This is a genomic window from Paraburkholderia jirisanensis, assembly GCF_054782355.1.
The window spans coordinates 1,377,733-1,402,750 of sequence record NZ_BAAGSQ010000026.1 but is presented as its reverse complement, the minus strand read 5'-3'; the positions used below and the strand labels follow the sequence as shown (position 1 = coordinate 1,402,750).

The following is a 25,018-nucleotide window of genomic DNA, read 5'->3' as shown; positions in this document are numbered from 1 at the left end:
ATATCGAGTTTCCCAATTTCTATGTCATCGCTTAACGAAGCTGCGGTTCGATACGTGACTGGACTTTCGGCACTATTGAACTGGTCTTCGAAGATTCGCAACGCGACCGATTCGCGAGAAATTATCGATATCCTCATAAGAGGTGCGCTTTCATTGTGCGATGCGCGTCGCGCATTGATCGTTTCGCGTGTGCCTGGCAAGCCGGTCATCCTTTGCCAGGCCAGTCGTATTGCCGACGATGTCATCACGCAAACGCACGACAAAGTCACGGAAGACGATCACGTAGCAGCCGCGTTGGCCCGTCTCGCGCATGTTTTTGCGTGCGTACCCTTTGATGAGGCCGCTGACCGCAGCAGCGGGGCGCAATCCTCGGTGGCGTCCGATGTTCATTGGGTATCGCTCGATGCGGACGAAATCGGCGGAGACCTGTTGTTGATCGGTGATGCGGGTGACAGGTTCGCGCTAACGACTACAGCACGCGCGTTCATTCTCCTGCTCTGCGCACATGCGGACCTCGCGTTGCGCAACATTCGTCTGGGCATGTATGCCGTCCAGGCGGAAAGCGCGAGGCAAGCCGCCGAGCGTGATCTGCTCGCGAGCGAACTTGCGCTCGCGGAAGGGCAAAGAATCAGTCGCACAGGCAGTTGGCGATGGAACGCACGCACCCAACGGATGATCGGATCGAAAGAGTTTTTTCAGATCTACGACCTGCCGGATGAACACGAACTGTCTCACCAGGCCTTTGTCGCGCGCGTGTACGCAGACGACCGACCTCTTTTCGAACAGACATTGGCGGACGCGGCGACGCGATGCAGCGTGTTCAAGCTTGAATACCGGATCCTTGTCGAGGACGGCAGTATCCGCTATCTGAGCGCGGAAGGACATCCCAATCTCGATGCGCAATGCGGCCTGGAGTTCGTGGGCATTGTGATGGACACGACAGAAAGACGGCTCGCGGAAGAGGCCCTGCAGGCGGCGCAGGCCGACCTTGCGCGCTCCCTTAGATTTTCGGCAATGGGCGAACTGGCCGTGTCTATTATCCATGAGATCAATCAACCGCTGACCGCGGTCGTGACGAACTCTGAAACCTGCTTACGCTGGCTCACGCGTTCCAGACCGGATATCGAGCAGGCTCGACAGGCCGCAACCCGTACGACGCGTGATGCGGAACGTGTCGCGAAGGTCGTCACCGGATTGCGCGCGCTCGCATGGAAAACCGGCTTCGTCAAAACGGAAGTGGACGTTGACGATGCGATACGCGAAGTCGCGATGATGTTGCGCAGCGACATCGAGCGCAACATGATCGGCCTGAGATTAGTGCTCGCTGCAAGCCGCCCGGTGCTCGGCGATCGCGTACAACTTCAGCAGGTGCTGCTCAATCTGATGCGCAATGCAATCGAAGCGATGGCTACGAAGGAGGGGCCACGGCGATTGCAGGTGTCGACAGCGGTGATCGGGGATGAAGCGGTGCAAATTACCGTGCACGACAACGGCGTGGGATTCAGCTCCGATCTGAAGGGTAGCGTATTCGAAGCAATGTATTCGACGAAGAAAGACGGAATGGGTATGGGACTGTCGATATCCCGCTCGATCGTCGAAGCTCATGGCGGAAAACTGGCTGTGTGCTCGAGCCCGGAACAAGGGACGTCGTTGCAGTTCGCTGTACCGTTCGCCGCCAATTGAGCGTGGCCGATCATTACGCACGCGTGGATTAGCGAAGTTGAAACAAAGCCGCGCGGTGAAAATAATCATTGCCGGCTAGAATCATGGCGATTCGCGTGATGACAGCGCCCTTTCGATCTCTCCAATCAGCGCGGCACAACTGAAAGGCTTTACCAGATACGCGGCGGCGCCACACGCTCTCGCCTCTCGCATTGCACTTTCGTCGAAATATGCGGTCATCAGAATGACAGGTGCGGGACAACGAATCGCACGGAGATACTTCTGCAACTGCGTACCACTCATTCCCGGCATCTGAATATCCGTTACCACACACCTGACCAGGTCAAAATTGCCTGATGCGATGAATTGCTCAGCGGAACCGTAACTTTTAACTGCAAAGCCCGCGGATGCAATAAGGTTTTCGACGGCCTCACGAACTGAGGGATCGTCGTCTATCACTACGATCATCTTGTGCTCTCGAGAACAGAAAGCGGGATCTGCTTGAACGACAATGTCAGGCTCGGCTTCATTGATTTTTTTCGGCGAGCCCCCTCCCCGCGCAAACCGATCGATGTACAGGACGAAACACGCGGCGTTAGAAGAATATTACGCCAGACCTGACGGACCCTGCTTATACATTCGTATCGACTTTGCCGGTTCCTTTGGCAGGCTGCCGTATGAATATAACCATTCTGGACGAATGTGCAGCACTGACTTAAGTCGCAATCAGGCGTACGCCGTGGACGACGGTATCCCGCCAGCCCGCAATCCAGGACACACCATCGGGGCATCAGATTTTATGGCATTCGAGATATGTCGTGCATGTAATCTCATAGGATCGAAATGAATACCTTGGTCTAATTGTTTAATCTGCCTGACTATGGCGTAATGGGTATGCGGGCTGATTGCCGATATTGGCTGGCGCGACGTAGCGTGGGACGTAGACGCAGACGGGCGGCCATCTGTGAAAGCACCGGCAGGCACATCAGAGGGTACTGCTTTTGAGCGCTAGCTCATGCGTAACCCGGATGCCCGTCGGCCCTCATCGTTGACGCGCGCAACTCATACGTTTCGATTAGTTAGTATGCCTATAGCAGTATAAAAATGGAAAATAAAATGGAATACGCGACTTTCCCAGCGGAGCGGAGTTATTGCAGGGAAACGACCTTCGATGTGCGAGTCGCCATTCTTTCAGCCGTTACGAGGTCACTCATGCATGCAGCAACCAGATAGCCGGGCCCACTGACAGCTTGAAGAACTATCACTGGAGGGAAAGTATGAACCGGATGGGAAAAGATGAAGTCATCGCGCGTGCGCTCGTGGACCTCGTTGTTCAACCAACACAAACCACCCAGGAAATACGCGCGCGAATTCACAAACGATGGGCAAAGATCCGCGTGTGTAGCGCGCTAAACGACGAGACTGACACAGTCAGCGCGGATGCGACAACGCTCAAGGCCGCGATTCTCGACAGGTTGACTTACAGCACAATCGCGGTGCGCTGGAGCGATTCGCAATCGGGTTTCTATGGCGAGCAGATCTGGCGTATAGGGAGGGCTTATCGGCACTCGCATTGTGCAGCCACGGGGCTGCGAATCCAGCCTGGCGATATCGTATTCAAACCAAAGATCAGCCAGTACAAGATGCCATTCAACGGAAGCCGGATGATTCTGGCGTCGGCGGTCGAATCGAACATGATTGGATACGGAGAATAGAGGCCGATATTCCGATCCCGAACGCACCGCGGCGAGCAGATTCCATCTGCTCGCCGCTCCGATCATACTGATCGCATCCCGTTACTCTTCGGCGATGCGCAGAATCGCCTTGAGGGTGGTGCCGTTAGCGCTGTCCTCGGCAGCCTGGTTGATCTGTTCGAATGGGTAGAATCTGACCAGCCGATCGAAGGGAAACCGTCCCTGCTGATACAGTTCGACCAGTTGAGGAATGAACACCTGAGGCACGCTGTCACCCTCCACGATCCCTCGAACGCTGCGCCCGCCCAAGATCAGATTGTTGATGTCGAAGCTTGCCGTGGTCCCCAGTTTCGGCACGCCGACGATACCCAATGTACCCATTCCACCAAGAGCCTCGACGCCAGCTTCGACGACTTCCGGCCGGCCCGTGGATTCAAGTGCGAAATCCGCACCGCCGCCAGTAATCTCCCGGACAGCTTTGACGACGTCGACCTCCCGGCTGTTTATCGTGTGTGTCGCGCCGAGATCGCCGGCGAGCTCCAGCCGGGAATTCACCACATCGACCGCGATGATGGTCGTGGCGCCTGCAATGCGCGCGGCCATCACCGCGCTCAATCCCACTGCGCCCGCGCCATAGGCGACGAAGCTGCTGCCAGGCCGCACCTTCAGCGAATTGATGACAGCGCCTGCGCCAGTCTGGATGCCACAACCCAATGGGCCAAGCAACTCCAGCGGAGCCTCCGCCGGTACTTTGATCGCATTTCTCTCGCGGGCCAGCGCGTAGCTGGCGAACGATGACTGCGAGAAAAAGTGGTCGTGCAGCGGCTCGCCGTCTGCACTTTGCAGGGCGATGTCTCCGTCCAGACCGATACCGCTAAAATTATGGGCGTAGAAGTTATTGCAATACGTTTCATGCCCACTGACACAAGGTGCGCAATGTCCGCAGGCACCGAAGGTCAATACGACATGGTCGCCCACTTCAAGATTCTTGACGTCCGGCCCGATCGCTTCCACCACGCCCGCACCCTCATGGCCGAGCACTGCCGGTAACGGCACGGGATAGTACTGGTCGCGCGCGATCAGGTCCGTGTGACACATGCCTGTGGCCACTATCTTCACCAATACCTCGTCGTTTCGGGCGGTCCGGATATAGGCCCGCTCGATTGTGAATGGCTGCTCTGCGGCTCGCGCCACGGCTACGGTAACCCCACGATGATCGGCGGTTGTGTGCATGAAGACTTCCTCCTCAGATCGGGTAGGCGGGCGCTTCGCCCGTGACGGTAAGCCAATGCCAGCGGGTGAACTCTTCCCAGTTGGCGGGACCTCCGATGCTTGTGCCGTTTCCGGAAGCGCCGACACCTCCGAACGGATTGATTACGTCGTCATTGACCGTCGTGTCGTTGATATGCAGCATCCCGGTGCGCAGTGACTGGCCGAGTTTGAGTGCGCGCCCGACGTCGCGCGAGATAACGGCCATCGACAAACCGTATTCGGTGTCGTTGGCTAGTCTGATGGCGTCGTCATCGGTATCGAAAGGTGTGACCACCGCCACCGGCCCAAAGATTTCTTCACGGAACGCCGGGTTGTTCGAGGTCACTTCGCCAAGCACGGTGGGCGACAGGAACAGTCCGTCATGGTTACCACCGGCGAGCACTGTGGCACCGGCTTCACGCGCCGCATCGATGATCCGCAATGCGTTGTCGCGCTGTTGCTGATTGATCAGCGGACCTATCTGTACGTCTGGGCTGGTCGGATCGCCTACCCTGAGGCTACGGGCCTTGGCCGTGAGCTTGTTCAGGAACCGGTCGTAGATGCGCCGCTGCACCAGTACCCGCCCGGTGGCCATGCAAATCTGCCCTTGATGTAGATAAACACCCCAAGCGGTGTTCGCGATCGCAAGATCCAGGTCGGCGTCGTCGAGAACGATCAACGAATTTTTGCCGCCCAACTCCAACGATACTTTCTTCAGATTTCGACCGGCTGCCTCGCCCACTTTGCGGCCGGCCGCAGTGGAACCGGTGAACTGGATCATCGCGATGTTGGGATCGCTTGTCATGGCAGCACCGGCAGTTCCATCACCGGGCAGAACTTGCAGTACACCGGCCGGTAAACCAGCCAATTCGAACAGACGGGCAATCACGAAACCGCCACATACCGCGGTACGCGGATCGGGCTTCAGTACCACCGCGTTTCCTAGTGCTAGCGCTGGAGCAACCGCGCGCATCGCCAGGTAAAGTGGAAAATTGAAAGGAGAGATTACCCCGACTACGCCGAGCGGACGGCGACATGCCAGACTCAATCGGCCTGGTTGCGACGGCAGAACTTCTCCCGCGCTGCGCGACGGCAGCGACGCCGCCTCGTGCAGCGATTTGGTGGTTATCGCGACCTCAAAGCTGGCTTTCAAATAGACAGAGCCGCTTTCGCGCGCCACCCAATCCGCGATCGCCTCTGCATGCTCTTCGGCAAGTCGTGCGGCTTTACGCATCACTTGTGCGCGTTCGTCATAGGGCAAGGCAGCCCACATTAGCTGGGCGCGCGCAGCTGCTGCCGATTGTTGTGCAACCAGAGCCGCGTCAGCCAGTCCGATTTGACCCAGTTGCTTGCCGGTGGCAGGTTCCGTGACAGAAGCGATATTGGCGCCCTTGCGCCATTGTCCGTCGAACAGGCAGCCATTCCAGATTGCTGCAGGTAAGAAGGGTTCAGGTTGAATCATTGCAACTCCTATAGACGAACATGCCGGATCACAGACCAGAAGCGAAGAATCCAGCGTTAAGACGACCCTCATAGATGTAGCAGCCGGTATGCTCCCTTCGCGCTCCAGGACACCGCCTACTTAACCGGCATCATCAATTCCTTGACGTTGTTGTCAACGAAGCATGCCGCCAACCGTTTTTCTTGTTCAGTTTTCCTTGTGTTCCATCCGACGGCGACCGCCTTGGACGCCGAGCCAACGCTGGTAAAGATCGCAACTGTCGCGCAAAATGCAGTCAGAATCGAACGGATGATCATGGTCGGCGAACCCTGTCTCGATCTCCGCATTCTGTCCTTTCGATGACGGCAACAGAAGACCCAAGACCCCCTACCTTTGTATGTACTAAGAATATGGAATCACGCTTGAAGATTCATCTCGACCGGGCAGCGAAGCAACCCCTGTCGGAACAGATTCGCATGAGCATCGGCAGGGCAATAGAATCGGGCCTGCTTGCACCCGGTACGAGACTGCCCTCCTGGCAAGACCTGGCCGCGCAGCTCGGTGTCTCGCGCGGTACTGTTCAAGCCGCATACGAACGGCTATCCGATTCCAGGATGATCGAAACGTTTGGAGCAAAAGGCACCCGCGTCGCGCCCCTACTCAAAGCAGCCGCCGCCGTTCAAGCAAAAGCGCCTCGGCCCAGCGCCTTCATGAACATTTATCAGGAGATGCACGCCGGGCCGGCTATCTTTCAGCTCGGCATTCCAGCGTACGAAGGATTACCCGAAAGGCTTTTCGCGCGCGCGCGCTCCTCCGGTCTATTGAAGACGGGATCTTTCTCGTCACTGCTCTATCCCGATCCTAGAGGTGAGGTCGAGCTGCGCCAGGAGATCGCGCGCTATCTTTCCCTCTCAAGAAATCTCCACTGTTTCCCGGAGCAGGTTCATATCACTTCCGGATACAGTTCCGGCTTGGGTCTTACACTTCGGGTCTTAGGTTTGGACGGCAAGAAGGCATGGATGGAAGAGCCTGGCTTCCTCTTGACCCGAAAGGGCTTAGAGCTAGCGAACCTGAATATCGCTCCGGTTCCGGTGGACGCCGACGGCCTCAACGTAGGCTACGGAATCGAGCACGCGCCGGACGCCGCGCTAGCCGTCGTGACGCCGGGTCAACAAGCGCCGTTGGGCTCGACTCTGTCTTTGAAGCGCCGACTCCAGTTGCTTGAATGGGCGGTCTCGAGCAACGCCTGGATCATCGAAGATGACTACCTCGGAGAGCTACAACTGGAAGGCAGGGCGGCGCCCGCCCTTGCCTCTTTGGACGACGGAGGACGGGTTATTCACATCGGTTCGTTTAGCAAAACTATCAGCCCCGCGCTGCGACTCGGATTTGTCGTCGCGCCAAACGAACTGTCCGCCGCGTTCTCCGAGGTAGCCGCAACGCTTGCGCCCGCGCCGTCGCCGGTCGTTCAGCTCGCCACCGCTCAATTTATGCACGATGGCCATTACGTCCGGCGCGTGCGCCGGCTCAAGGCGCTATATTGCGCCCAGCGCAATGCGCTATGCGACCATTTGCGCATGTACGACGCAGAGTGGGTGAAGGCAGGCCTGGCAATACTTCTCAGGCTCCCGGATGGCGCACCCGATGTGCAGATCGTTCGTGAAGCCAAAACCTTCGGGATGGCACCATCGCCGTTGTCCGCGTGGTATGCGACTCCATCCTGGGCCTTGCCAGGTCTGTTGCTGGGTGTCGCTACCGCGCCACAAAAGCACCTTGTCACATCATGCCGTCGACTGTTCGACATCATCGACCGCCATTGCTAGCACGCCCCGTGTCACATGAACTATCAGAGGAAGTCTCGGTAGCCCAGGCACATCCTAAAGAAAAACGGCCTGGGATTCGGAACAGTAACCCGGTACAGACGAGGCCAGAATCATTTGATCGCGTCTCGCGGGATGAGCGCTCCGGTTGGACAGCGGACGAAAGACGGCTTCTCCGCGCCGAATCGGTCTCCCGCTCACGGCACAACGAGCGTCGAAGCGCGCACGACCGAGGCGCCAGACTTGCTCACTGTAGCGTCCGGCGCGGGGATCGCTCCAACTTACGCTAAGCGTCTGCGACGACAGCTTTTCAATGATCGAGACACCGCCCACTTCGTTCGGGCCTGCCTCGCAGAGGAAAGTCTTCCGTGAGTCAGGTTCATTTATCAAACGTTCCATCTTGATCGCCTATGTCAATCCGCCAGCTAGTGGTGTCTTGCATCGCTGGCTAAGCTAGTTCAACAAACCCTGATCGCGAACGACTCCGCGTACTCGATCCCTCGCGGTTTCCTTTATTGCCTGGCCGTCACCGGTACTACCGCTTTGCCTCTTTCGGGTCGCTAGCTTTGAGCCACGGCCCCTGCACAGAGGCCCCGAGCAGACACAGTGACGCAGCGAGCAGCACGAGATCCTTAAGAAGAAACTGGCCGGGCGCAGCTGAAATTGCCGGAAATCCACCGGCTGTCGGCTCTGCAACGCCGGGCGTGGTTAGGAAGAAGGTGAGCGTAATCAGATAGGTCATCGCGGACATCGCGGCTCCCAACGCAGAGAAGAAAGGCTTGGCTGCGCCGACGATGAGCGCGACGGCAGTCGACAGCTCAAGGACCCCAATGACTTCACTCGCCCCCCGGACGCCGAACACTGCGTGCAGCCAACTCATGAATGGGCTGTGCGCGATGAATGGTGCGATGCCATTCGCTTCATACGCGGTGAATTTCATCCCTCCAAACCAAAGAAAGACCACGACCAGAGCCCATCTGAGTAGAGCGAAAACAGATAGCGATCCAACGCTCTTTTCCGCGATTTGTAGACGAAGGTGATTTTCTCTATCTGCCATTTTCAATTTCTCATTCAATTACGTTATATGTCTCTATCGGAGGGCGTCTCAGGGTGCAGAAACAAAAAGCAAGGCTAAATGAACAGAGGGAACTGAGACCGCCCATCTGCTCGCTCCGTCAAGAACCAACTCGGGGGTGCCGCCAAACAATTCTAGTGTCATCATGACCTTTGTTCACGGCGCCGGGGGTACAGAGTTTCTATACATAGGTATTGACGACCGGCACGCCGAGAACTCGCTCGGGATTGCGGCGGCAATTCACCCCGGAAGGCCCTGCGTATCGCATACATATACCAAAGGAACGTTGACCTTCATCCGCGGATTTAATCTAATTGAGACTCGGAAGCGATTTTTAGTGAGCTTTGTAGATTCAGCGATGAACACTGATATCCAGACCTCCGAGTATTGCTAACTTCTGGCCATATTATATTTCTCTTGCCTGTTAGCTTACCGCCTATCCGCTTTTTAAAACAAATCGGTCAGCTTTGGTTCATTCCGGCAAGACAATAGATCATGAGTCCGTTAGCGGAATTTTCATGAGATGACTTACCGCATTCAACCCGACAAAGCGGATCAATGGGTCCGCATCCTGATAGACCTGCCGGGTGCCACACAAGAAGCACCATGACCCCTGGCATCAGAGTCGAACGGGCTCCTTCCCTGCAAAATTTCCATCGAAGAGAGCGGAAAAAGTCGCATACCTGAGTATCCCTTTACAGACAGGAATCACCATGAGCAACGCAGTCATCGAATGTATCCTGGGCCGCAGCGCCGCCAAGTACTACGACCCCGCCGCCTCTTTGAGCGACGACCAGATCCGCGAGCTGGTGCGCATCGGCACCAGCGCCCCGACGTCCTTCCACTTGCAGAACTGGCGCTTCATCGCCGTACGCACGCCTGAGGCCAAAGCCCGGCTGAGTCCGATCGCCTGGAACCAGCCCGCCATTACCGAGGCAGCCGTTACCTTCATCGTCTGCGGCCAGCTGGCCGATTCCAGCGTGATACCGGATCGCCTGGCACCGCTGGTAAAAGCGGGCGTCATGCCGGAAAAGATGGTGCCGGAATGGGAAATCCCCGCACGCGACCTGTACATGGCGTTCCCGCAGCGCCGGCGCGACGAGGCCGTACGTACCGCCACTTTCGGGGCGGCAGCGATGATCTATGCGGCCCGCTCGATGGGCCTCGGCTCGACGCCGATGATCGGTTTCGATGCCGAATCGGTACACAGCGAGTTCGGACTGACCAAAGACGAGGTGCCGGTCCTGCTGCTGGCCGTCGGCACAGAGCGCCCGGGCAACTGGGCCCAAAAGCCGCGCCGTCCGGTGGCCGAGGTGCTCGATCTCGTATAGGTGCATCGCCGCGCGACAGTGATCGCGCTGCACCACTGAGGCGAGTGTCGGGGCGGGAGGTCGTCAGCAGACTTCTGCCGATTGATGGCCCGCCCCGCTTCGACCCACGACGCACGACCCGGGCACGCAGCTATCCGAAGAACGACGCCCACCGACGTTCTTCAATTTGTGAACCAGTAACTTACGGAGTTTATGATGGCAAGAACTGCAGCTCTAAAGCCGGAGCAGGTGCCGGCGGATTCAAAGCCGACTCTCGATGCATTCACCAAAAACATCGGGTTCACGCCCAATATGATGGCGACCTTCGCGCAGAGCCCCATCGCGTTCAACGCGTGGGCTTCCCTGCTCGGCTCGCTGAGCAAGGCACTCGACGTGAAGACGCGTGACAGCATCGGCCTCGCCGTCTCCGAAGTGAATGGCTGCAACTACTGCCTGACCGTTCACAGCTTTACGGCCGAGCATATGGCCAAGCTGCCGGCCGACGAAATCATTCTCGCCCGCAAGGGTCATGCCGCCGACCCGAAGCGCGACATCGCCATCCAGTTCGCGCGAAAAGTCATCGTGAGCCGCGGCAAGGTCGCCGACACCGACCTGCAAGCCGTTCGCGATGCCGGCTACACCGATGCCAACATCATGGAGATGGTCGCGCTCGTAGCGATGTACTCCCTGACGAACTTTATCAATAACGTGTTCGATCCCGACAAGGACTTTCCGAACGTCGCGCCGGCGGGCTCGATCTGAACCCAGGCGGTTTGTGCCAGCTTCCCCGGGGGTCCTGGGAGACCCTCGTCTGATGCGGGCGTAACGCCAAACGGCCCGGAACTGACGGAGTACTCTGTTCTTCTTCCTACCAACGGGCCGTTGATCGCTCAGATCGACTTCTTCAACAATTAGCGGGCGAAACATTTTCGGAGCATTCGATGAAATCGGTCGAGATCAAAGTACCTGACGAAAACGACTTTGATATCTGGCTTCCTCTGTGGAAAGGGTATCAGCGATTTTACGAAGTGGACATTCCCGAAGCGGTGACGCTCAAGACCTGGGCGCGTTTTCTGGACCCGGTCGAGCCGATGTATGCCGCACTTGCCATCGTAGACGGACAAGCAAAGGGCCTGGCGCATTCGATCTACCATCGATCATCCTGGTCTGCGGGCAACTACTGCTATCTCGAGGACCTGTTTGTCGCGCACGATGCGCGTGGCAGCGGCGTTGGCCGTGCGTTGATCGCGTATGTCTATGCGGATGCGAAACGTCGTGGAGCATCGCGTGTGCACTGGCTAACGCACGAAACCAACCACAACGCCATGCAGCTCTATGATCGCGTCGCTGAACGCCCGGGCTTCGTCCAGTACCGGGAAATACTCGCCTGAAACACCGGTGCGGATCCTTCGTTATGACTCGAGCCGCGCATTGCTGTTTTCCGCCGTTTCAAGTTGCCGAATTCCTATGCCACAAGTCGACTGGCTGAGCCATCTGCTGCAAACCATCACGATCACCGGCCAGCTGGAGGTTCGCTGTGCCTACGGTGCACCATGGCGTGTCGCCTGGCCCCAGTCTGCGGCGCACGAAATTCCGTACCATGTCGTGCTCAAGGGCCGGGCTATTATTGAGGATCCGAAGACTGAGACGACCAGAGAATTGATGGGCGGCGATATCGTGTTATTGCCTCACGGCTCGGCGCACGTATTGCACGACGGCAGTGGACACACGCCGGGACTCACGTACGAGCGACAAGGTTCCGCAGGATGGACACTCAGCGAAAACGATGGCCAGGGCGAGCATCTGGACATGTTGTGCGGACGGTTTTTCATCAAGCCGCCACATGATCAACTGATTCGAGATTACCTGCCCATTGATCTGGTGGTACGTGCCATGGACGACAATGAAAACGCCATCGAGTCCGCTCCGAATCGTCTCGCCTTTCTCGTCCGGCTGATGCGCATGGAGTCCGCCCGCGATCAACTGGGCGGCTATGCAATCCTCAACGCGCTTAGCGCGGCGCTCTTTACGCTGGTACTGCGCGCGGCGAGCGAATCCGATGAGGCCCCGGCAGGCTTGTTGGCCCTCGCTGGCCATCCACGACTGGCTCCGGCCATTTCAGCAATGCTCGCAGATCCGGCGCGGCCCTGGAACCTGCCTGAGCTTGCGGAATTATGCAGTATGTCGCGCGCCACCTTCATGCGGCACTTTCAAGACAAGCTCGGCCGCTCGGCCGCGGAGCTGTTGACCGATATACGGATGAGTGTGGCCGCCAACGAGCTGAAGAAGCCTGCAATGACCGCCGAGGTCGTCGCCGAATCGGTAGGATATCGATCCGTCTCCGCATTCGGGCGCGTGTTTTCAGACAGAATGGGGATGACCCCGGGACAATGGCGTCGTCAAGCGCGCGAGGGCCAATAAGATGCGTCGCTTTAGGCGCGGCGGGCTTTAGGCGCTGCGGGCTTTAGGCGCGGCCGGCTTTAGGCGCGGCGGGCTTTCGCTGATCAAACCGGCTGGTGATGAATTCCCGCTTGCGGCGCAGGAGCACGTTCAAACATTGCGATTTCGCCGAATTCCACCGGGGCGCTGTCCTCAGTGCCTCGGCAACAGACTATCAATTCCTGAATAAAGCACATGAGCACATCACACAAGGTTGTCGTCGTCACGGGCGCGTCGCAAGGCATCGGTGCCGAAGTCGTCAAGGCTTTTCGCAAACTCGGCTGCCGCATCATCGCGACTGCCCGTTCGATCAAGCCGACGGAAGATCCGAACATCCTGACCGTCGCCGGTGATATTGGTGATCGGGACACCGCTCGCCGCGTTATTTCTGAAGGTATTGCTCGCTTTGGCCGGATCGATACGCTAGTGAACAACGCGGGTATCTACATCGGCAAGCCTTTCACTGAGCATACCGAAGAAGACTATGCTGCAGCCACGAACGTAAATCTGACGGGCTTTTATCACATCACGCAACTCGCCATTGCCGAAATGGAACGGAATTCGGGCGGACACGTAGTTAGCGTGACGGCCAGTGTCGTCGATGGCGCGCGCAGCGGCGTGTATTCCGTATTGGCCGCGCTGACGAAAGGCGGTCTCAACGCCGCGACAAAGTCGCTCGCGATCGAGTACGCCAAAAAGGGGATTCGCGTGAATGCCGTCGCGCCAGGAATCATCAAGTCGCCCATGCACCCGCCGCAAACCCACGAAGCGCTAGGCGCTTTTCATCCGCTCGGGCGCATGGGCGAGATGAGTGATATCGTAGATTCGATTCTGTTCCTTGATTCCGCACCGTTCATCACGGGAGAGATCCTGCACGTCGATGGCGGTCAGAGCGCGGGTCACTAAAGCCCTCGCGCATCGCGAAACGCATAGTCAGTTTCCGCGCTGGAAACGTCACATCGAAGCCACGTAAAGACTCCACGGACCGTGGCATCGCGCGTTGGACAAGGTGCCTGAGCGTTGCAAGCTCGCGAGGTGCCCTTTGTTCATGACGCGGAAAAATCACTAGAAATAAAACTACAGCTGATTTTAAACATCCGCACATAACCAGTGGCCACAATCTGGCTTGGTGAACAGATACTCCTGATGCACGTCTGTCGGAGCAATCACGCTCGTGACTGTGAGCGGGTGTTTTCCGGATACGCTCTGGCATTGTTTAACGATGGACAGAGGCCGTATCGGCTATCTTTTCACTACACGCGTCGTGGCGTTGACGCACCCGCCCTTCCCTCGCTGTGGCGACGTCCGACTGCACTGAAAGGAGAACATCGCATGATCGAAGAACGCTGGACCTTGGCAACGCGCGGATTGCGCGCCGCGGCCGATTTCTGGTCGGTGCGTTTCGTGGACGAACGCACGGACGACCACACGGTGCGCAACGATGTAGCGCTGCCCCCGTGCCACATACGCGAGCGGGGCGCAATGGTCACGGCCTGGGCCGGTGCAGGTGCGGGCTATGCGGCTACCGCCGATCTGTCGGCAGGCGGCGTACAGCGCGCTCTGGAGATAGCGACATCGCGGGCTAAAGCGTGCGCGGCGCACACGTTGATCGACCATCGCGAGATCGCACGGCCCGCGCAAAGCGGCTTTTATGTTTCGCCGAACGCGCAGAGTGCGCTGCCGTCGCGGCGCGAGTGGGTCGAGCGTCTGGCGCGCGAATGTGCGGGTGCCAACCTCGATGCGCGCATCGTTGAGCGTGTCGCGGGCATGCAGGTCACGCATAGCGACCAGCTTTACCTGAGCAGCGACGGCGTACGTATCGAACAGCAGTTCCGCTTTCTGATGCCGAGCTTGTCCGCCGTCGCCCACCATGATGGTGACACGCGGGAGCGCACGCTCAACGGGCACTTCGCCACACTCGCGCAAGGCGGTATTGAAGTTCTGGCGCGCTATGGCTTCGATGGCGCAGGCGCGCGCGTTGCCGACGAAGCGCTGCAACTGCTCGCCGCGCCCAACTGCCCGAGCGGGCGACGCGATCTGCTGTTGATGCCCGATCAGATGATGTTGCAGATCCACGAGTCGATCGGCCACCCGCTCGAACTCGACCGCATTCTGGGCGACGAGCGCAACTTCGCGGGCTCGAGCTTCGTGAAGCCTGAGATGTTCGGCCACTACCAGTACGGCTCCGCACTGCTGAACGTCACGTTCGATCCGGACCTGCGCGAAGAAGCTGCCGCCTATGCGTTCGACGACGATGGTAGCGCGGCCAGCAAGCAATATCTGATTCGCGCAGGCGTGCTGGAACGCGCCCTCGGTGGCGCACTGTCGCAGCAGCGCGCGGGCCAGCCTGGCGTGGCAAACTCGCGCGCGGCTAACTGGAACCGGCCATCCATCGACCGCATGGCCAACCTTAACATCGAACCAGGCGACCAGTCGCTCGAGTCGATGATCGCGGGCATCGAGCATGGCATTCTGATGAAGACGAACACCTCATGGTCGATCGACGACCATCGCAACAAGTTTCAGTTCGGTTGCGAGTTTGGCCAGCTCATTGAGCAAGGCAAGCTCACGCAGGTCGTCAAGCGACCGGGTTACCGCGGCATTTCCGCGAGCTTCTGGCGCAGCCTCACGGCGGTCGGCGATGCATCGACGCGTGAAGTCTACGGCACGCCAATGTGCGGCAAGGGCGAACCCGCTCAGGTGATCCGCGTGGGCCACGCGTCGCCCGCCTGCGTGTTTTCCGACGTCGAAGTATTTGGAGGCGCATGATGGCCGAGATGCATTTTGCGGGCGGCACGGAGGCAATCGACCGTCATGCGCACCTGACCATGCTCGCCGAGGCAATCGAGCGCATGTGCCGTCGTGGCGAAACGATTTTGAGCGTGTTCGCAGGCGAGCAATCCGATTTCATCCGCTTCAATGCCGGCAAGGTGCGTCAGATCGGTCAGGTTGTGCAGGGACGTCTGACCCTCCGTCTTGTGCATGGTGCGCGTCAGGCGTACTCCACCATTGATCTCAGCGGCGACGCGCATGCCGACGTGAGCGACGTGTCCGATGCGCTCTCGGTACTGCGCGAAAGCCTGATTGACGCGCCCGACGATCCGCACCTGCTCCTCGACACCCGTTCGTGGACGCACAGCAGACGCCGCGACGGCAAATTGCCTGATCCGCGGGCACTCGTCGAACTCGTCGCGCGCGCGGCGCACGGGCTGGATTTTGTGGGCTTTTACGCAGGAGGAACGCTTTCGCGAGGCTTCGCATCCACCCATGGCAGCCGCGGCTGGTACGAGGTGGAGAACTTCAATTTCAGCTGGTCGCTCTATCAGCCCGACGGACGGGCGATCAAGACAAACTATGCCGGCGACGCCTGGGACGACGCCGTATTCACCGACAAGGTGCGCGAGGCGGCCGGGCGCCTGCCGGTTCTGTCGCGACCTCCTCGAGTGCTGGCGCCGGGTGGCTATCGCGCCTGGCTAGCGCCGTCGGCGATCGCGGAATTGCTTAAATCGGCGGCGTGGGACGGCTTCTCGGCGCGCGCCCAGGCGTCTTCGACAAGTCCGCTCTACAAACTGAATACCGGCACGGCCGCCCTCGACGAACGTGTGTCGCTCGCGGAGTCGCTCGAACTCGGAATTTCACCGGCGTTCAACGACGACGGCTATCTGCGCACCAGCGTGCCACTGGTCAACGCGGGGCTCGGCGTCGGTCTGCTCACGAGCGCGCGTTCGGCGCGCGAATATGGGCTTGAACCCAACGGCGCGCTACCGCGGGAAATACCCACCTCGCTTGCGATGCCAGGAGGCGATCTTGCACAGGACGACGTGCTCGCGCGGCTCGGTACCGGGCTCTATATCGGCAACCTGTGGTACGTGAACTTTTCGGACCGCATGAATTGCCGGCTGACCGGCATGACACGCTTTGCCACCTTCTGGGTGGAAGGCGGCGAGATCGTCGCGCCCGTGGATGCCATGCGCTTCGACGACAGCCTGTATGGCCTGCTCGGCGATCGGCTCGAAGCACTCGGCGCGCGGCCCGAACTGATGCTCTCCGATTCCACTTGGGGACAACGCGCGACCGGTGGACTGCAATTGCCGGGCGCGCTCGTGAAGTCGTTGGAGTTGGTGCTGTAGTGCGCAAACGCGGCGACGTGTGTGCAGGTGGCGGCACGGACAAGTCCATGTGCGTGCCGCCGTTACCGTGCATCGCTACTACCAGACATCATGCAAAAAACCGTGTGAACATGTAATTCGCGGACATCGTACCGCTGTAGCATGCATTACAAAGAACCCACTATTCCCGCCGTAAACGTATACACACCAATCGGCCTTACTTGCGGCTTTTTTGGGAGCGCCCAGAGCTTTCCTATGACCAAAAGACGCAAAGGAGACAATCGTGGTTATACAAACATCGGATCGGAGCGAATCGAAAACCCGGTCATCGATCGTTTTCGTCGCCGATGACGATCCGCAGACGAGAGAAGCGATCGCGTCGCTGTTGAGATCCATTAACGTCGAGACGCAACTTTTTTCCCAGGCAAACGACCTGCTCGTCAAGCTCGCAAAGCTGACACCTGACTCCCCCGACTTCCCAAACTGTCTGATACTCGATGTGCGGATGCCAGCGATGGGCGGGCTCGAGGCCCAAACACGCCTGGCTCACGCGAAAGTGCATATTCCGATCATTTTTGTCTCCGCCTACGGCGATGTCATTATGAGCGTGCACGCGATGAAGGCCGGCGCGTACGATTTCCTGCCTAAGCCATTCAGAGGGCAGACGCTGCTCGATACCGTGCTATCGGCACTCGCCCTTGACCAACTGTGCCGGGGAGCGAATCGTTTCCGGCGAGAGTTGAGCGACCGTTATGCTTCGTTGACCGTGCGCGAGAAAGCTATTCTGGAGCTGATTGCGCGCGGCTTGCTGAACAAGCAGATCGCCTGGGAACTCGGCGTCAGCGAAATCACCATAAAAGTCAGTCGCGCGCAGCTGATGCGTAAGATGAAGGCGACCTCAATAGCTGAACTGATCAAGATGGAAGACCGTCTCAACGCAAAGGACATGTTTTCTGAGCACTCGATGGAACAGGTCAGTCCATGCGGCGCCCTGCGCCGAATGTAACGCCGGCGAAGACCTGTCTCGGCCTTCTCCGCCTGACATAGGTAACTGTCCGATGAAGGAGATCGGCAGATGAATACGCCGATTCAACTCGACGCGGATGGGGATTGTGGCTGGCGAACGCTGCAGCAGGACAGTGAGCGTGTCCTTCGGCGAGGCTGGGGTCGGGACGCCGCAGGCCACAGAAGCTCTGTGCTGCTGGTTTCGCCTGCCACGGAGCAGCCGTTACGTGGAACCCTCGATCGTCTCGCTCACGAATGCCGGTTAAAGGATGAGCTGGATGGCGCGTGGGCGGTGCGGCCGCTCGAGCTCCGCCGCGCATACGGCCAGACCATGCTGCTGCTCGAGGATCCTGGCGGCGAACCGCTCGATCGACTGGCCGGCGTGCCGATGGCGATGGAAAGCTTCCTGCGTCTGGCGATCGGAACGGCTACGGCTCTAACCGGCATGCACCAGCGCGGACTCATCCACAAGGACATCAAGCCAGCGAATATCTTCGTGAACTGCGCGAACGGAGGGGTCCGGTTGACCGGTTTCGGTATCGCATCGCGATTGGCCCGCGAACGGCAGGCACCCGAACCACCTGAAACCATAGCGGGCAGCCTCGCCTACATGGCGCCCGAGCAGACCGGCCGGATGAACCGCTCGATCGACTCCCGTAGCGATCTCTACTCGTTCGGCGTCACGCTTTATCAGATGCTCACGGGCGAGCTTCCTTTCACGGCCTCCGATCCAATGGAGTGGGTCCACTGCCATATCGCCCGAAAGCCATCGGCGCCGAGCGGGCGGTTCGCAACTGTGCCGGTTCAGGTTTCCAGAATCGTCATGAAGCTCCTCGAAAAGACCGTCGAGGACCGCTACCAGACGGCCGCCGGCGTCGAGCGCGATGTGCGGCGCTGTCTTGCTGAATGGCAGGCCAGACGCAGCATAAGCCCATTTCCTCTGGGCGAACGGGATACGCCGGATCGGCTCGTCATTCCCGAGAAACTGTACGGGCGCGAGAAAGAGGTCGGGATCTTGCTCGCCGCTTTCGATCAGGTCGTCGCCGGGACCAGGCCAGAACTGGTGCTTGTATCCGGATACTCGGGGATTGGTAAATCCTCGGTTGTCAACGAACTTCACAAGCCGCTTGTGCCGCCGCGCGGCCTTTTTGCATCGGGCAAATTCGATCAATACAAGCGCGACATCCCATACGCCACTTTGGCGCAAGCTTTTCAGAGCTTGATACGCCTGCTTCTGAGCAAGAGCGAAACGGAACTGGCCCAATGGCGTGGCGCGCTGCGCGATGCGCTGGGTCTGAACGGCAAGCTCATTGTCGACCTTATCCCGGAGTTGAGTCTCATCATAGGAGAACAGCCGGCTGTCGCCGATCTTCCGTCGCAGGACGCGCAAATCCGATTTCAGCTGGTGTTTCGAAGGTTTATCGCGGTATTCGCGCGGCCGGAACACCCTCTCGCTCTATTCCTTGACGATTTGCAGTGGCTCGACGCGGCGACGCTTGACCTGCTCGAGCATCTGCTGGGCAGCACAGATATGCAACATCTAATGCTGATCGGCGCCTACCGCGACAACGAGGTCAATCCCGCCCATCCGCTGATGCGCAAGCTGGAAGCGATTCGCGAGGCCGGAGGGAAAGTGCACGAGATCGTCCTTGCCCCCTTGACGCATGAAGACCTCGGGCAACTGATCCGGGATTCTATTCGCTGCGATCCGCGCTCTTCCATTTCGCTGGCGCAACTACTGCACGAGAAGACCGGGGGTAATCCATTCTTTGCAATCCAGTTCCTTTCCTCGCTCGCGGAAGAGGGCCTGCTCACCTTCGACCATACCCTGGCCCGGTGGTCATGGGACTTGAAGAGAATCCATGCCAAAGGTTACACCGACAATGTGGTGGACCTGATGATGGCCAAGTTAGGTCGCCTGCCCGTTGAGACACAAACCGCGTTACAACGATTCGCATGCCTGGGGAACAGTGCACCGTTCGCCAGGCTCAGCATGATTTTCCAGAACGGCGACGAGGACATGCACGCCCTGCTCTGGGAAGCAGTTCGAGCCGGGCTCGTGCTCCGTTCGGAAAACTTCTACCAGTTCCTCCATGACCGCGTCCAGCAAGGAGCGTACTCGCTGATCCCCGATGCCTCGCGTGCCAGGACCCATCTCGAGATCGGCCGGTTGCTTGCGACAAGGATCGCTTCGGAAAGGAGACAAGAGGAGATCTTCGAGATCGTCAATCAGCTCAATCTTGGTGTCGAGTTGATCACCTCTGCCGAGGAGCGCGAAAACCTGGCGGAGCTAAACCTGATAGCGGGCAAGCGCGCCAAGGCTTCGACAGCCTATGCGTCAGCATGCAAGTATCTTTCCGCAGCCATGTCTTTGCTCGGCGAACAAAGATGGGACACCCGTTATGAGCTGGCTTTCGCTATATGGCTCGAGCGCGCCGAGTGCGAATTCCTCAATGGGAAATTCGAAGAAGCAGAACGGCTAATCTCGGAGCTTCTCGACAAAAGCGCGTCAAAAATCGACACCGCGTCGGTTTGCCGGCTCAAAATCGATCTCCATGTCGTGAGGTCGGAAAACGCCAAGGCGGTCAGCTGCGCGCTCGAATGCCTGCGTCTGTTCGGTATCGACATTCCGTCACATCCCACTCGCGAAGAGGTGCAGGTCGAATACGAGGAAGTCTGGAAGAACCTCAACGGACGCTCGATCGAGAGCCTGATCGACCTGCCTCTGATGACCGCCCCCGAGATGCTGACTGCGATGAGCGTACTCTCGGCTCTGACTGCACCGGCGATTTTCACCGACGACAATCTGTCGCATCTGCACACCTGCCGGATGGTGAGCCTCAGTTTGTTACATGGCACGAGCGGCGCAGCGACTCATAGCTATGCCGGGTTCGGTACGATGCTCGGGCCACGCTTCCGGCGCTATCCCGAAGGCTATCGATTCGGAAAGCTTGCCTGCGATCTCGCCGAGAAGCATGGCTTTGACGCATATAAAGCGAAAATGTATTTAACGATGGAGATGATCGTGCTCTGGAGCGAGCCGATCGCGACCGCCCTTCACTATATCCGTAAAGCGTTTCGTACCGCGACGGAGACGGGCGACCTCGGACGGGCCTGTTATAGCTGTAACCATACGGTTACCGACCGGCTCGCGCGCGGGGATCCGCTCGACGAAGTGTGGGACGAAACAGAGCGGGCCCTCGATTTCGTCCGCAAGAGCAAATTCCGCGACGTTGCCGATATTCTCGTGAGCCAGCAACGATTTATTTGCGACATGCGGGGAGAAACGACGACCTTTTCGACTTTCAGCGGTGAGGGGTTCGATGAAGCGGCCTTCGAGGCCGGACTGAACGAAGACCGCATGAGCTCGATGGTCTGCTGGTACTGGATACTCAAGCTTCAGGCGCGCTTCCACTCAGGTGACTACGAGGCAGCCATCGCAGCGGCTGAAAAGGCAAAGGAACTGCTCTGGTCGTCCGACGCGCACATCCAGTTGCTCGACTACTACTTCTACAGTTCGCTTGCGGTGGCAGCGGTCTACGAGACCGCGTCGCCAGACAAGCAGATCGTATGGCGCGCTTTCCTCGGCACGCATATGGAGCAACTGCGAGACTGGGCGGAAAGCTGCTCGGTGACGTTTCACGACAAGCACGCGGTGGTATCAGCGGAGATCGCACGTCTGGAAGGCCGCGATCTCGACGCCATGCATCATTACGAAGAGGCCATCCGCCTCGCGCATGCAAACGGCTTTGTCCACCATGAAGCACTGGCGTATGAACTCGCCGCACGTTTTTATGCTGCACGTCGTTTCGACAAGATCGCCGATACGTATTTTCGTGCCGCCCGCTCCTGCTATGTCTATTGGGGAGCCATTGGCAAAGTGAGGCAACTCGACAGCTCATATCCGCATCTCAAGGAGAAAAAGGCGGCTGGCGGAGCAGCGAGCACGATCGGGACAACCGTCGAACAACTGGACCTGGCAACGGTGATCAAGGTCTCGCAGGCGGTGTCGGGGGAGATGATGCTGGACAAGCTGCTCAACACGCTTATGCGCACCGCGATCGAGCAGGCGGGCGCCGGGCGCGGTCTGCTGATGCTTGCCCGCAGCGGCGAGCCGCGCATCCGGGCGCAGGCGTTGACCGACGGCGACACGGTCGCGGTGCAGGTGTGCGACGCACCCGTGACTGCGACGATACTGCCGGAAGCCGTGCTGCACTATGTCATGCGCACCCGAGAAAGCGTTATTCTCGACGACGCGTTGAATCAGGACCCGTTTCGCGCGGATCCTTACGTCAGGCAACATCGCGTCCGCTCCGTGCTAAGCCTGCCGCTGATCAACCAGGGCGAACTCATCGGCGTGCTCTATCTCGAGAACAGTCTGACGCCATCGGTATTCGTGCCGGCCCGGATCGCCGTATTGAAACTGCTGGCTTCTCAAGCCGCGATCACGCTGGAGAATTCCCGTCTGTACGGCGATCTGGCTGAACGGGAAGCAAAGATCCGGCGCCTCGTCGACGCAAATATTGTCGGCATATTTATCTATGATCTCGACGGTCGGATTTCCGAAGCCAACGATGCGTTTCTCCGTATCGTGGGCTACGACCGCGACGATCTCGTCGCGGGCCGTTTGTGCTGGACGGAGTTGACGCCGCCCGAATCGCTCGAACGTGACAGACAGGTGTGGATGCCTCAACTCCTGGCGACGGGGACCTTGCAGCCCTTCGAGAAGGAATACTTTAGAAAGGACGGCAGCCGCGTGCCGGTGTTGGTCGGCGCGGCAAGCCTGGAAGAAGGCGTGAATCAAGGCGTCGCGTTTGTGCTCGATCTGACCGAACGCAAGCGGGCCGAAGCCGAGGCACGCGAGAGCGAGCAGCGGTATCGCGAGGTGCAGATAATGCTGGCGCACGCGAACCGCGTCACGACCATCGGGCACCTCGCGGCCACGATCTGCCATGAAATCAAGCAGCCGATGACCGCGAATGCCATCAACGCGCAGGCGGGTCTATGCTGGCTGAGCGCCCAACCGCCGAATCTTGATGAAGCCCGCCAGGCATTTAACAGGATTATCGAAAGCGCGATGCGGGCCGGCGAGATCACTACCCGCATTCGTGGCCTCGTCAAGAACGTTCCACCGTGCAAGGAGCGGCTGCAGATAAATGAGGCGATTGACGAGGTCATCGCGCTGACGCGCGGTGAGGCCGACAAGCACGGGGTTTCTGTACGGATGCAACTTGCTAGTGATTTGCCGCTCGTCGAGGGCGATCGTGTGCAGCTTCAACAGGTGATGCTAAACCTGGTCGTCAACGCCATCGAGGCGACCAGTACGGTTGATCGGGGGCCGCGGGAACTAACCGTCAGCACCGGCAAGTTTGATTCAGACAGCGTGCTTATCGCGGTGCTCGATTCGGGGCCGGGTGTATCTCCTCAAAACGTCGAGCGCCTGTTCGAGGCATTCTATACGACGAAAGCTTCGGGGATGGGCATGGGGCTGTCCATCTGTCGTTCGATCGTGGAAGCGCACGGTGGACGGATATGGGTAAGCGCGCTCGTGCCTCATGGCGCCGCCTTTCGGTTCACCGTTCCTGTCCAGCAAGGCAACGCACGATGAGCGCGATGCGGTCCTCCGTCGATGCCCGGAGGATTTGCGTGCATTGGGCCGAAGCAAATGCCGGCATAGCTGCCTTCGCGATTTCATCCATCGCTGCGCATGACACCGTATATGCGCATATCAGCGAGCGTCCTCGCAACGCCGAATCGATCCGGAAAGCATAGACATTGGTATATTTTGACATGCTAAGTTCATAATCAACTGAGGACGATAAAAGCTATGATCGATAGTCAGGTTTCTGTTCTCCTGGCTAGTCCCACAGGAAGCGATTAGAAAATAACTGAACCGATAGACGACCACGTGCGGTCACATACCTCCCATTGCAGCCCTGCTTAACCGCCGGAGCAATGATGGACCTGACGCAAACATACTCAGCAATGCGATCCATGAGTGAATTGAAGAAGCCGCCACCGGGCCACCCGGGTGTCGATCCGTTTGATGACGCCACCCTTGCGCACACGGTGTCCAATGCCCTTTGAAGAGATCAGCGACGCCCTTAACGGGGAACTCGTGCGCACAAAGCGGGATGGCTCCGAGCCGTTGTGCGTGCGTCGACTGTCGAAGGGGATGACCAACATTACATCGGAGCGGTAATGGACATTACGGTGGCGAGAAAAGCAAAAACGCAACTACACGATGCACAAAACGAACTGGCCCGGCTGACGCGAGCGCCCTCGCCTGGAGAGTGGAATTCAACGATTGCTCATGAGGTTAGCCAACCCCTTACCGCAATTGCCGCTGATAGTGAAGCCGGGCTACGCTGGCTAAACCGCCTCTCGCCGAATATTGCCGAAGCGACAGCATGCTTCGAGCGGGCCGCCGCGAACGCGCAACGTGCAGCACAAATCATTCACCGGATTTGTCTGCTCGCGACGAAGGGAGTCGTACACGTGGCTCCCCTCGACATACGCGATGTCTTGAGCGACGTCGTGTCCCTTACGCGGCACGAGGTTGCAAGCCATCGCGTGTCGATGCGAGTCGACCTGGCACCATCGTTGCCACCGTTGCTTGGGGACCGGGTTCAGATGCAGCAGGTACTGATCAATCTCGTCATGAATGGCATCCAGTCGATGGAGGCCATCAGCGACCGGCCGCGCGATCTGTTGATAGCGTCACGGCTAGACGAGACCGGGAACGTCATACTTGAAGTGCGGGACTCGGGCACGGGGATCAGTCTGGAAATCGAAGACCGGTTGTTCGAGGCGTTTTTCAGCACCAAGCCGCAAGGCATGGGAATGGGCCTATCGATCTGCCGGTCTATCATCGACGTTCACGGTGGACGAATTCGCGCGTTCAACAACGAAGGACATGGAGCGACTTTTCAGTGCACGTTGCCACCGCTCGGATCGTGCGATGTCGTAAGCCGCTTCAAGCAGGATAGAGCCGTCAACCCTTGAGCGCACATCGCTCAACGCGATCGTTCTCGAGCGAGGACCGTTCAATACGGCTCGCCTGATGTCGCGCCATGCGAAGACCAGGCCACGCAGCGCCTCTCTGATGCGCTTTATCGATGCGGCGAATCTCTTTGAAAGCCTCAGATGTTGCTTGCCTATACCAATGCAACATTGACCTGCATTCCGAGATTTCATTAAATCGAGATGTGG

At 58.7% G+C, this 25,018-nt stretch carries 19 protein-coding genes; 13 read left to right on the top strand and 6 right to left on the bottom strand.

What is annotated here, in order from left to right:
- The first annotated feature begins 75 nt into the window (after nt 1–75).
- Entirely contained in the window at nt 76–1,683 is a 1,608-nt protein-coding gene (locus ACYVNQ_RS22545; RefSeq protein ID WP_460904896.1) for a sensor histidine kinase, read from the top strand.
- A gap of 81 nt (nt 1,684–1,764) precedes the next feature.
- On the opposite strand, the gene ACYVNQ_RS22540 is transcribed toward ACYVNQ_RS22545, so the two are convergent.
- Complete coding sequence (locus tag ACYVNQ_RS22540) at nt 1,765–2,130, bottom strand: response regulator transcription factor (RefSeq protein ID WP_460904895.1); 366 nt, start codon at nt 2,128–2,130, stop codon at nt 1,765–1,767.
- An 809-nt stretch (nt 2,131–2,939) separates the two neighbouring features.
- Here ACYVNQ_RS22540 and ACYVNQ_RS22535 point away from each other — a divergent pair.
- The gene (locus ACYVNQ_RS22535; RefSeq protein ID WP_460904894.1) at nt 2,940–3,377 is read left to right on the top strand and encodes a DUF3331 domain-containing protein; all 438 of its coding nucleotides are present in this window, start codon (nt 2,940–2,942) and stop codon (nt 3,375–3,377) included.
- 81 nt (nt 3,378–3,458) lie between these two features.
- Here ACYVNQ_RS22535 and ACYVNQ_RS22530 read toward each other — a convergent pair whose 3' ends face one another.
- The 3 genes from ACYVNQ_RS22530 to ACYVNQ_RS22520 form a co-directional block, all read right to left on the bottom strand.
- Nucleotides 3,459–4,589 carry an NAD(P)-dependent alcohol dehydrogenase gene (locus ACYVNQ_RS22530; protein ID WP_460904893.1) on the bottom strand — a complete coding sequence of 377 codons (1,131 nt, stop codon included), beginning with the start codon at nt 4,587–4,589 and terminating at the stop codon, nt 3,459–3,461.
- Nucleotides 4,590–4,602: 13 nt separating this feature from the next.
- Nucleotides 4,603–6,069 carry a benzaldehyde dehydrogenase gene (locus ACYVNQ_RS22525; protein WP_460904892.1) on the bottom strand — a complete coding sequence of 489 codons (1,467 nt, stop codon included), beginning with the start codon at nt 6,067–6,069 and terminating at the stop codon, nt 4,603–4,605.
- A gap of 116 nt (nt 6,070–6,185) precedes the next feature.
- The gene (locus ACYVNQ_RS22520; RefSeq protein ID WP_460904891.1) at nt 6,186–6,365 is read right to left on the bottom strand and encodes a hypothetical protein; all 180 of its coding nucleotides are present in this window, start codon (nt 6,363–6,365) and stop codon (nt 6,186–6,188) included.
- Nucleotides 6,366–6,458: 93 nt separating this feature from the next.
- Here ACYVNQ_RS22520 and pdxR point away from each other — a divergent pair, with 93 nt between their 5' ends.
- Entirely contained in the window at nt 6,459–7,871 is a 1,413-nt protein-coding gene (pdxR, locus tag ACYVNQ_RS22515; RefSeq protein WP_460904890.1) for a MocR-like pyridoxine biosynthesis transcription factor PdxR, read from the top strand.
- 54 nt (nt 7,872–7,925) lie between these two features.
- Here the strand turns inward: pdxR and ACYVNQ_RS22510 are convergent, their stop codons facing one another.
- Complete coding sequence (locus ACYVNQ_RS22510) at nt 7,926–8,267, bottom strand: DUF3331 domain-containing protein (protein WP_460904889.1); 342 nt, start codon at nt 8,265–8,267, stop codon at nt 7,926–7,928.
- A gap of 136 nt (nt 8,268–8,403) precedes the next feature.
- Nucleotides 8,404–8,925, bottom strand: coding sequence for a YkgB family protein (locus ACYVNQ_RS22505; protein ID WP_460904888.1), 522 nt, complete (start codon nt 8,923–8,925; stop codon nt 8,404–8,406).
- A 731-nt stretch (nt 8,926–9,656) separates the two neighbouring features.
- Here ACYVNQ_RS22505 and ACYVNQ_RS22500 point away from each other — a divergent pair.
- The 10 genes from ACYVNQ_RS22500 (at nt 9,657) to ACYVNQ_RS22455 (ending at nt 24,811) form a co-directional block, all read left to right on the top strand.
- Entirely contained in the window at nt 9,657–10,274 is a 618-nt protein-coding gene (locus tag ACYVNQ_RS22500) for a nitroreductase family protein (RefSeq protein ID WP_460904887.1), read from the top strand.
- Nucleotides 10,275–10,469: 195 nt separating this feature from the next.
- Nucleotides 10,470–11,015: a carboxymuconolactone decarboxylase family protein gene (locus ACYVNQ_RS22495; RefSeq protein WP_460904886.1), complete on the top strand. Its 546-nt coding sequence runs from the start codon at nt 10,470–10,472 to the stop codon at nt 11,013–11,015.
- A gap of 179 nt (nt 11,016–11,194) precedes the next feature.
- Nucleotides 11,195–11,644, top strand: coding sequence for a GNAT family N-acetyltransferase (locus ACYVNQ_RS22490; protein WP_460904885.1), 450 nt, complete (start codon nt 11,195–11,197; stop codon nt 11,642–11,644).
- Between the two features lie 76 nt (nt 11,645–11,720).
- Nucleotides 11,721–12,674 (top strand): AraC family transcriptional regulator, encoded by a 954-nt coding sequence (locus ACYVNQ_RS22485; protein ID WP_460904990.1) that lies wholly within the window; start codon nt 11,721–11,723, stop codon nt 12,672–12,674.
- A gap of 213 nt (nt 12,675–12,887) precedes the next feature.
- Entirely contained in the window at nt 12,888–13,598 is a 711-nt protein-coding gene (locus ACYVNQ_RS22480) for an SDR family NAD(P)-dependent oxidoreductase (protein WP_460904884.1), read from the top strand.
- Between the two features lie 426 nt (nt 13,599–14,024).
- Nucleotides 14,025–15,461, top strand: coding sequence for a TldD/PmbA family protein (locus ACYVNQ_RS22475; protein ID WP_460904883.1), 1,437 nt, complete (start codon nt 14,025–14,027; stop codon nt 15,459–15,461).
- Nucleotides 15,461–16,822 (top strand): TldD/PmbA family protein, encoded by a 1,362-nt coding sequence (locus tag ACYVNQ_RS22470; protein ID WP_460904989.1) that lies wholly within the window; start codon nt 15,461–15,463, stop codon nt 16,820–16,822. The genes ACYVNQ_RS22475 and ACYVNQ_RS22470 overlap by 1 nt, the downstream gene beginning before the upstream one ends.
- 262 nt (nt 16,823–17,084) lie before the next feature.
- A complete protein-coding gene (locus ACYVNQ_RS22465; RefSeq protein WP_460904882.1) occupies nt 17,085–17,807 on the top strand; it encodes a response regulator transcription factor in 723 nt (240 codons plus the stop codon).
- Nucleotides 17,808–17,876: 69 nt separating this feature from the next.
- Complete coding sequence (locus tag ACYVNQ_RS22460; RefSeq protein WP_460904881.1) at nt 17,877–23,414, top strand: trifunctional serine/threonine-protein kinase/ATP-binding protein/sensor histidine kinase; 5,538 nt, start codon at nt 17,877–17,879, stop codon at nt 23,412–23,414.
- Nucleotides 23,415–24,007: 593 nt separating this feature from the next.
- Complete coding sequence (locus ACYVNQ_RS22455; protein ID WP_460904880.1) at nt 24,008–24,811, top strand: sensor histidine kinase; 804 nt, start codon at nt 24,008–24,010, stop codon at nt 24,809–24,811.
- The last annotated feature ends 207 nt before the right edge of the window (nt 24,812–25,018 follow it).

Coding starts and splice junctions, on each gene's coding strand:
- ACYVNQ_RS22540 (WP_460904895.1), bottom strand. CDS start 2,130: ATGATCGTAGTGATAGACGACGATCCCTCAGTTCGTGAGGCCGTCGAA.
- ACYVNQ_RS22535 (WP_460904894.1), top strand. CDS start 2,940: ATGAACCGGATGGGAAAAGATGAAGTCATCGCGCGTGCGCTCGTGGAC.
- ACYVNQ_RS22530 (WP_460904893.1), bottom strand. CDS start 4,589: ATGCACACAACCGCCGATCATCGTGGGGTTACCGTAGCCGTGGCGCGA.
- ACYVNQ_RS22525 (WP_460904892.1), bottom strand. CDS start 6,069: ATGATTCAACCTGAACCCTTCTTACCTGCAGCAATCTGGAATGGCTGC.
- ACYVNQ_RS22520 (WP_460904891.1), bottom strand. CDS start 6,365: ATGATCATCCGTTCGATTCTGACTGCATTTTGCGCGACAGTTGCGATC.
- pdxR (WP_460904890.1), top strand. CDS start 6,459: ATGGAATCACGCTTGAAGATTCATCTCGACCGGGCAGCGAAGCAACCC.
- ACYVNQ_RS22510 (WP_460904889.1), bottom strand. CDS start 8,267: ATGGAACGTTTGATAAATGAACCTGACTCACGGAAGACTTTCCTCTGC.
- ACYVNQ_RS22505 (WP_460904888.1), bottom strand. CDS start 8,925: ATGGCAGATAGAGAAAATCACCTTCGTCTACAAATCGCGGAAAAGAGC.
- ACYVNQ_RS22500 (WP_460904887.1), top strand. CDS start 9,657: ATGAGCAACGCAGTCATCGAATGTATCCTGGGCCGCAGCGCCGCCAAG.
- ACYVNQ_RS22495 (WP_460904886.1), top strand. CDS start 10,470: ATGGCAAGAACTGCAGCTCTAAAGCCGGAGCAGGTGCCGGCGGATTCA.
- ACYVNQ_RS22490 (WP_460904885.1), top strand. CDS start 11,195: ATGAAATCGGTCGAGATCAAAGTACCTGACGAAAACGACTTTGATATC.
- ACYVNQ_RS22485 (WP_460904990.1), top strand. CDS start 11,721: ATGCCACAAGTCGACTGGCTGAGCCATCTGCTGCAAACCATCACGATC.
- ACYVNQ_RS22480 (WP_460904884.1), top strand. CDS start 12,888: ATGAGCACATCACACAAGGTTGTCGTCGTCACGGGCGCGTCGCAAGGC.
- ACYVNQ_RS22475 (WP_460904883.1), top strand. CDS start 14,025: ATGATCGAAGAACGCTGGACCTTGGCAACGCGCGGATTGCGCGCCGCG.
- ACYVNQ_RS22470 (WP_460904989.1), top strand. CDS start 15,461: ATGGCCGAGATGCATTTTGCGGGCGGCACGGAGGCAATCGACCGTCAT.
- ACYVNQ_RS22460 (WP_460904881.1), top strand. CDS start 17,877: ATGAATACGCCGATTCAACTCGACGCGGATGGGGATTGTGGCTGGCGA.
- ACYVNQ_RS22455 (WP_460904880.1), top strand. CDS start 24,008: ATGGACATTACGGTGGCGAGAAAAGCAAAAACGCAACTACACGATGCA.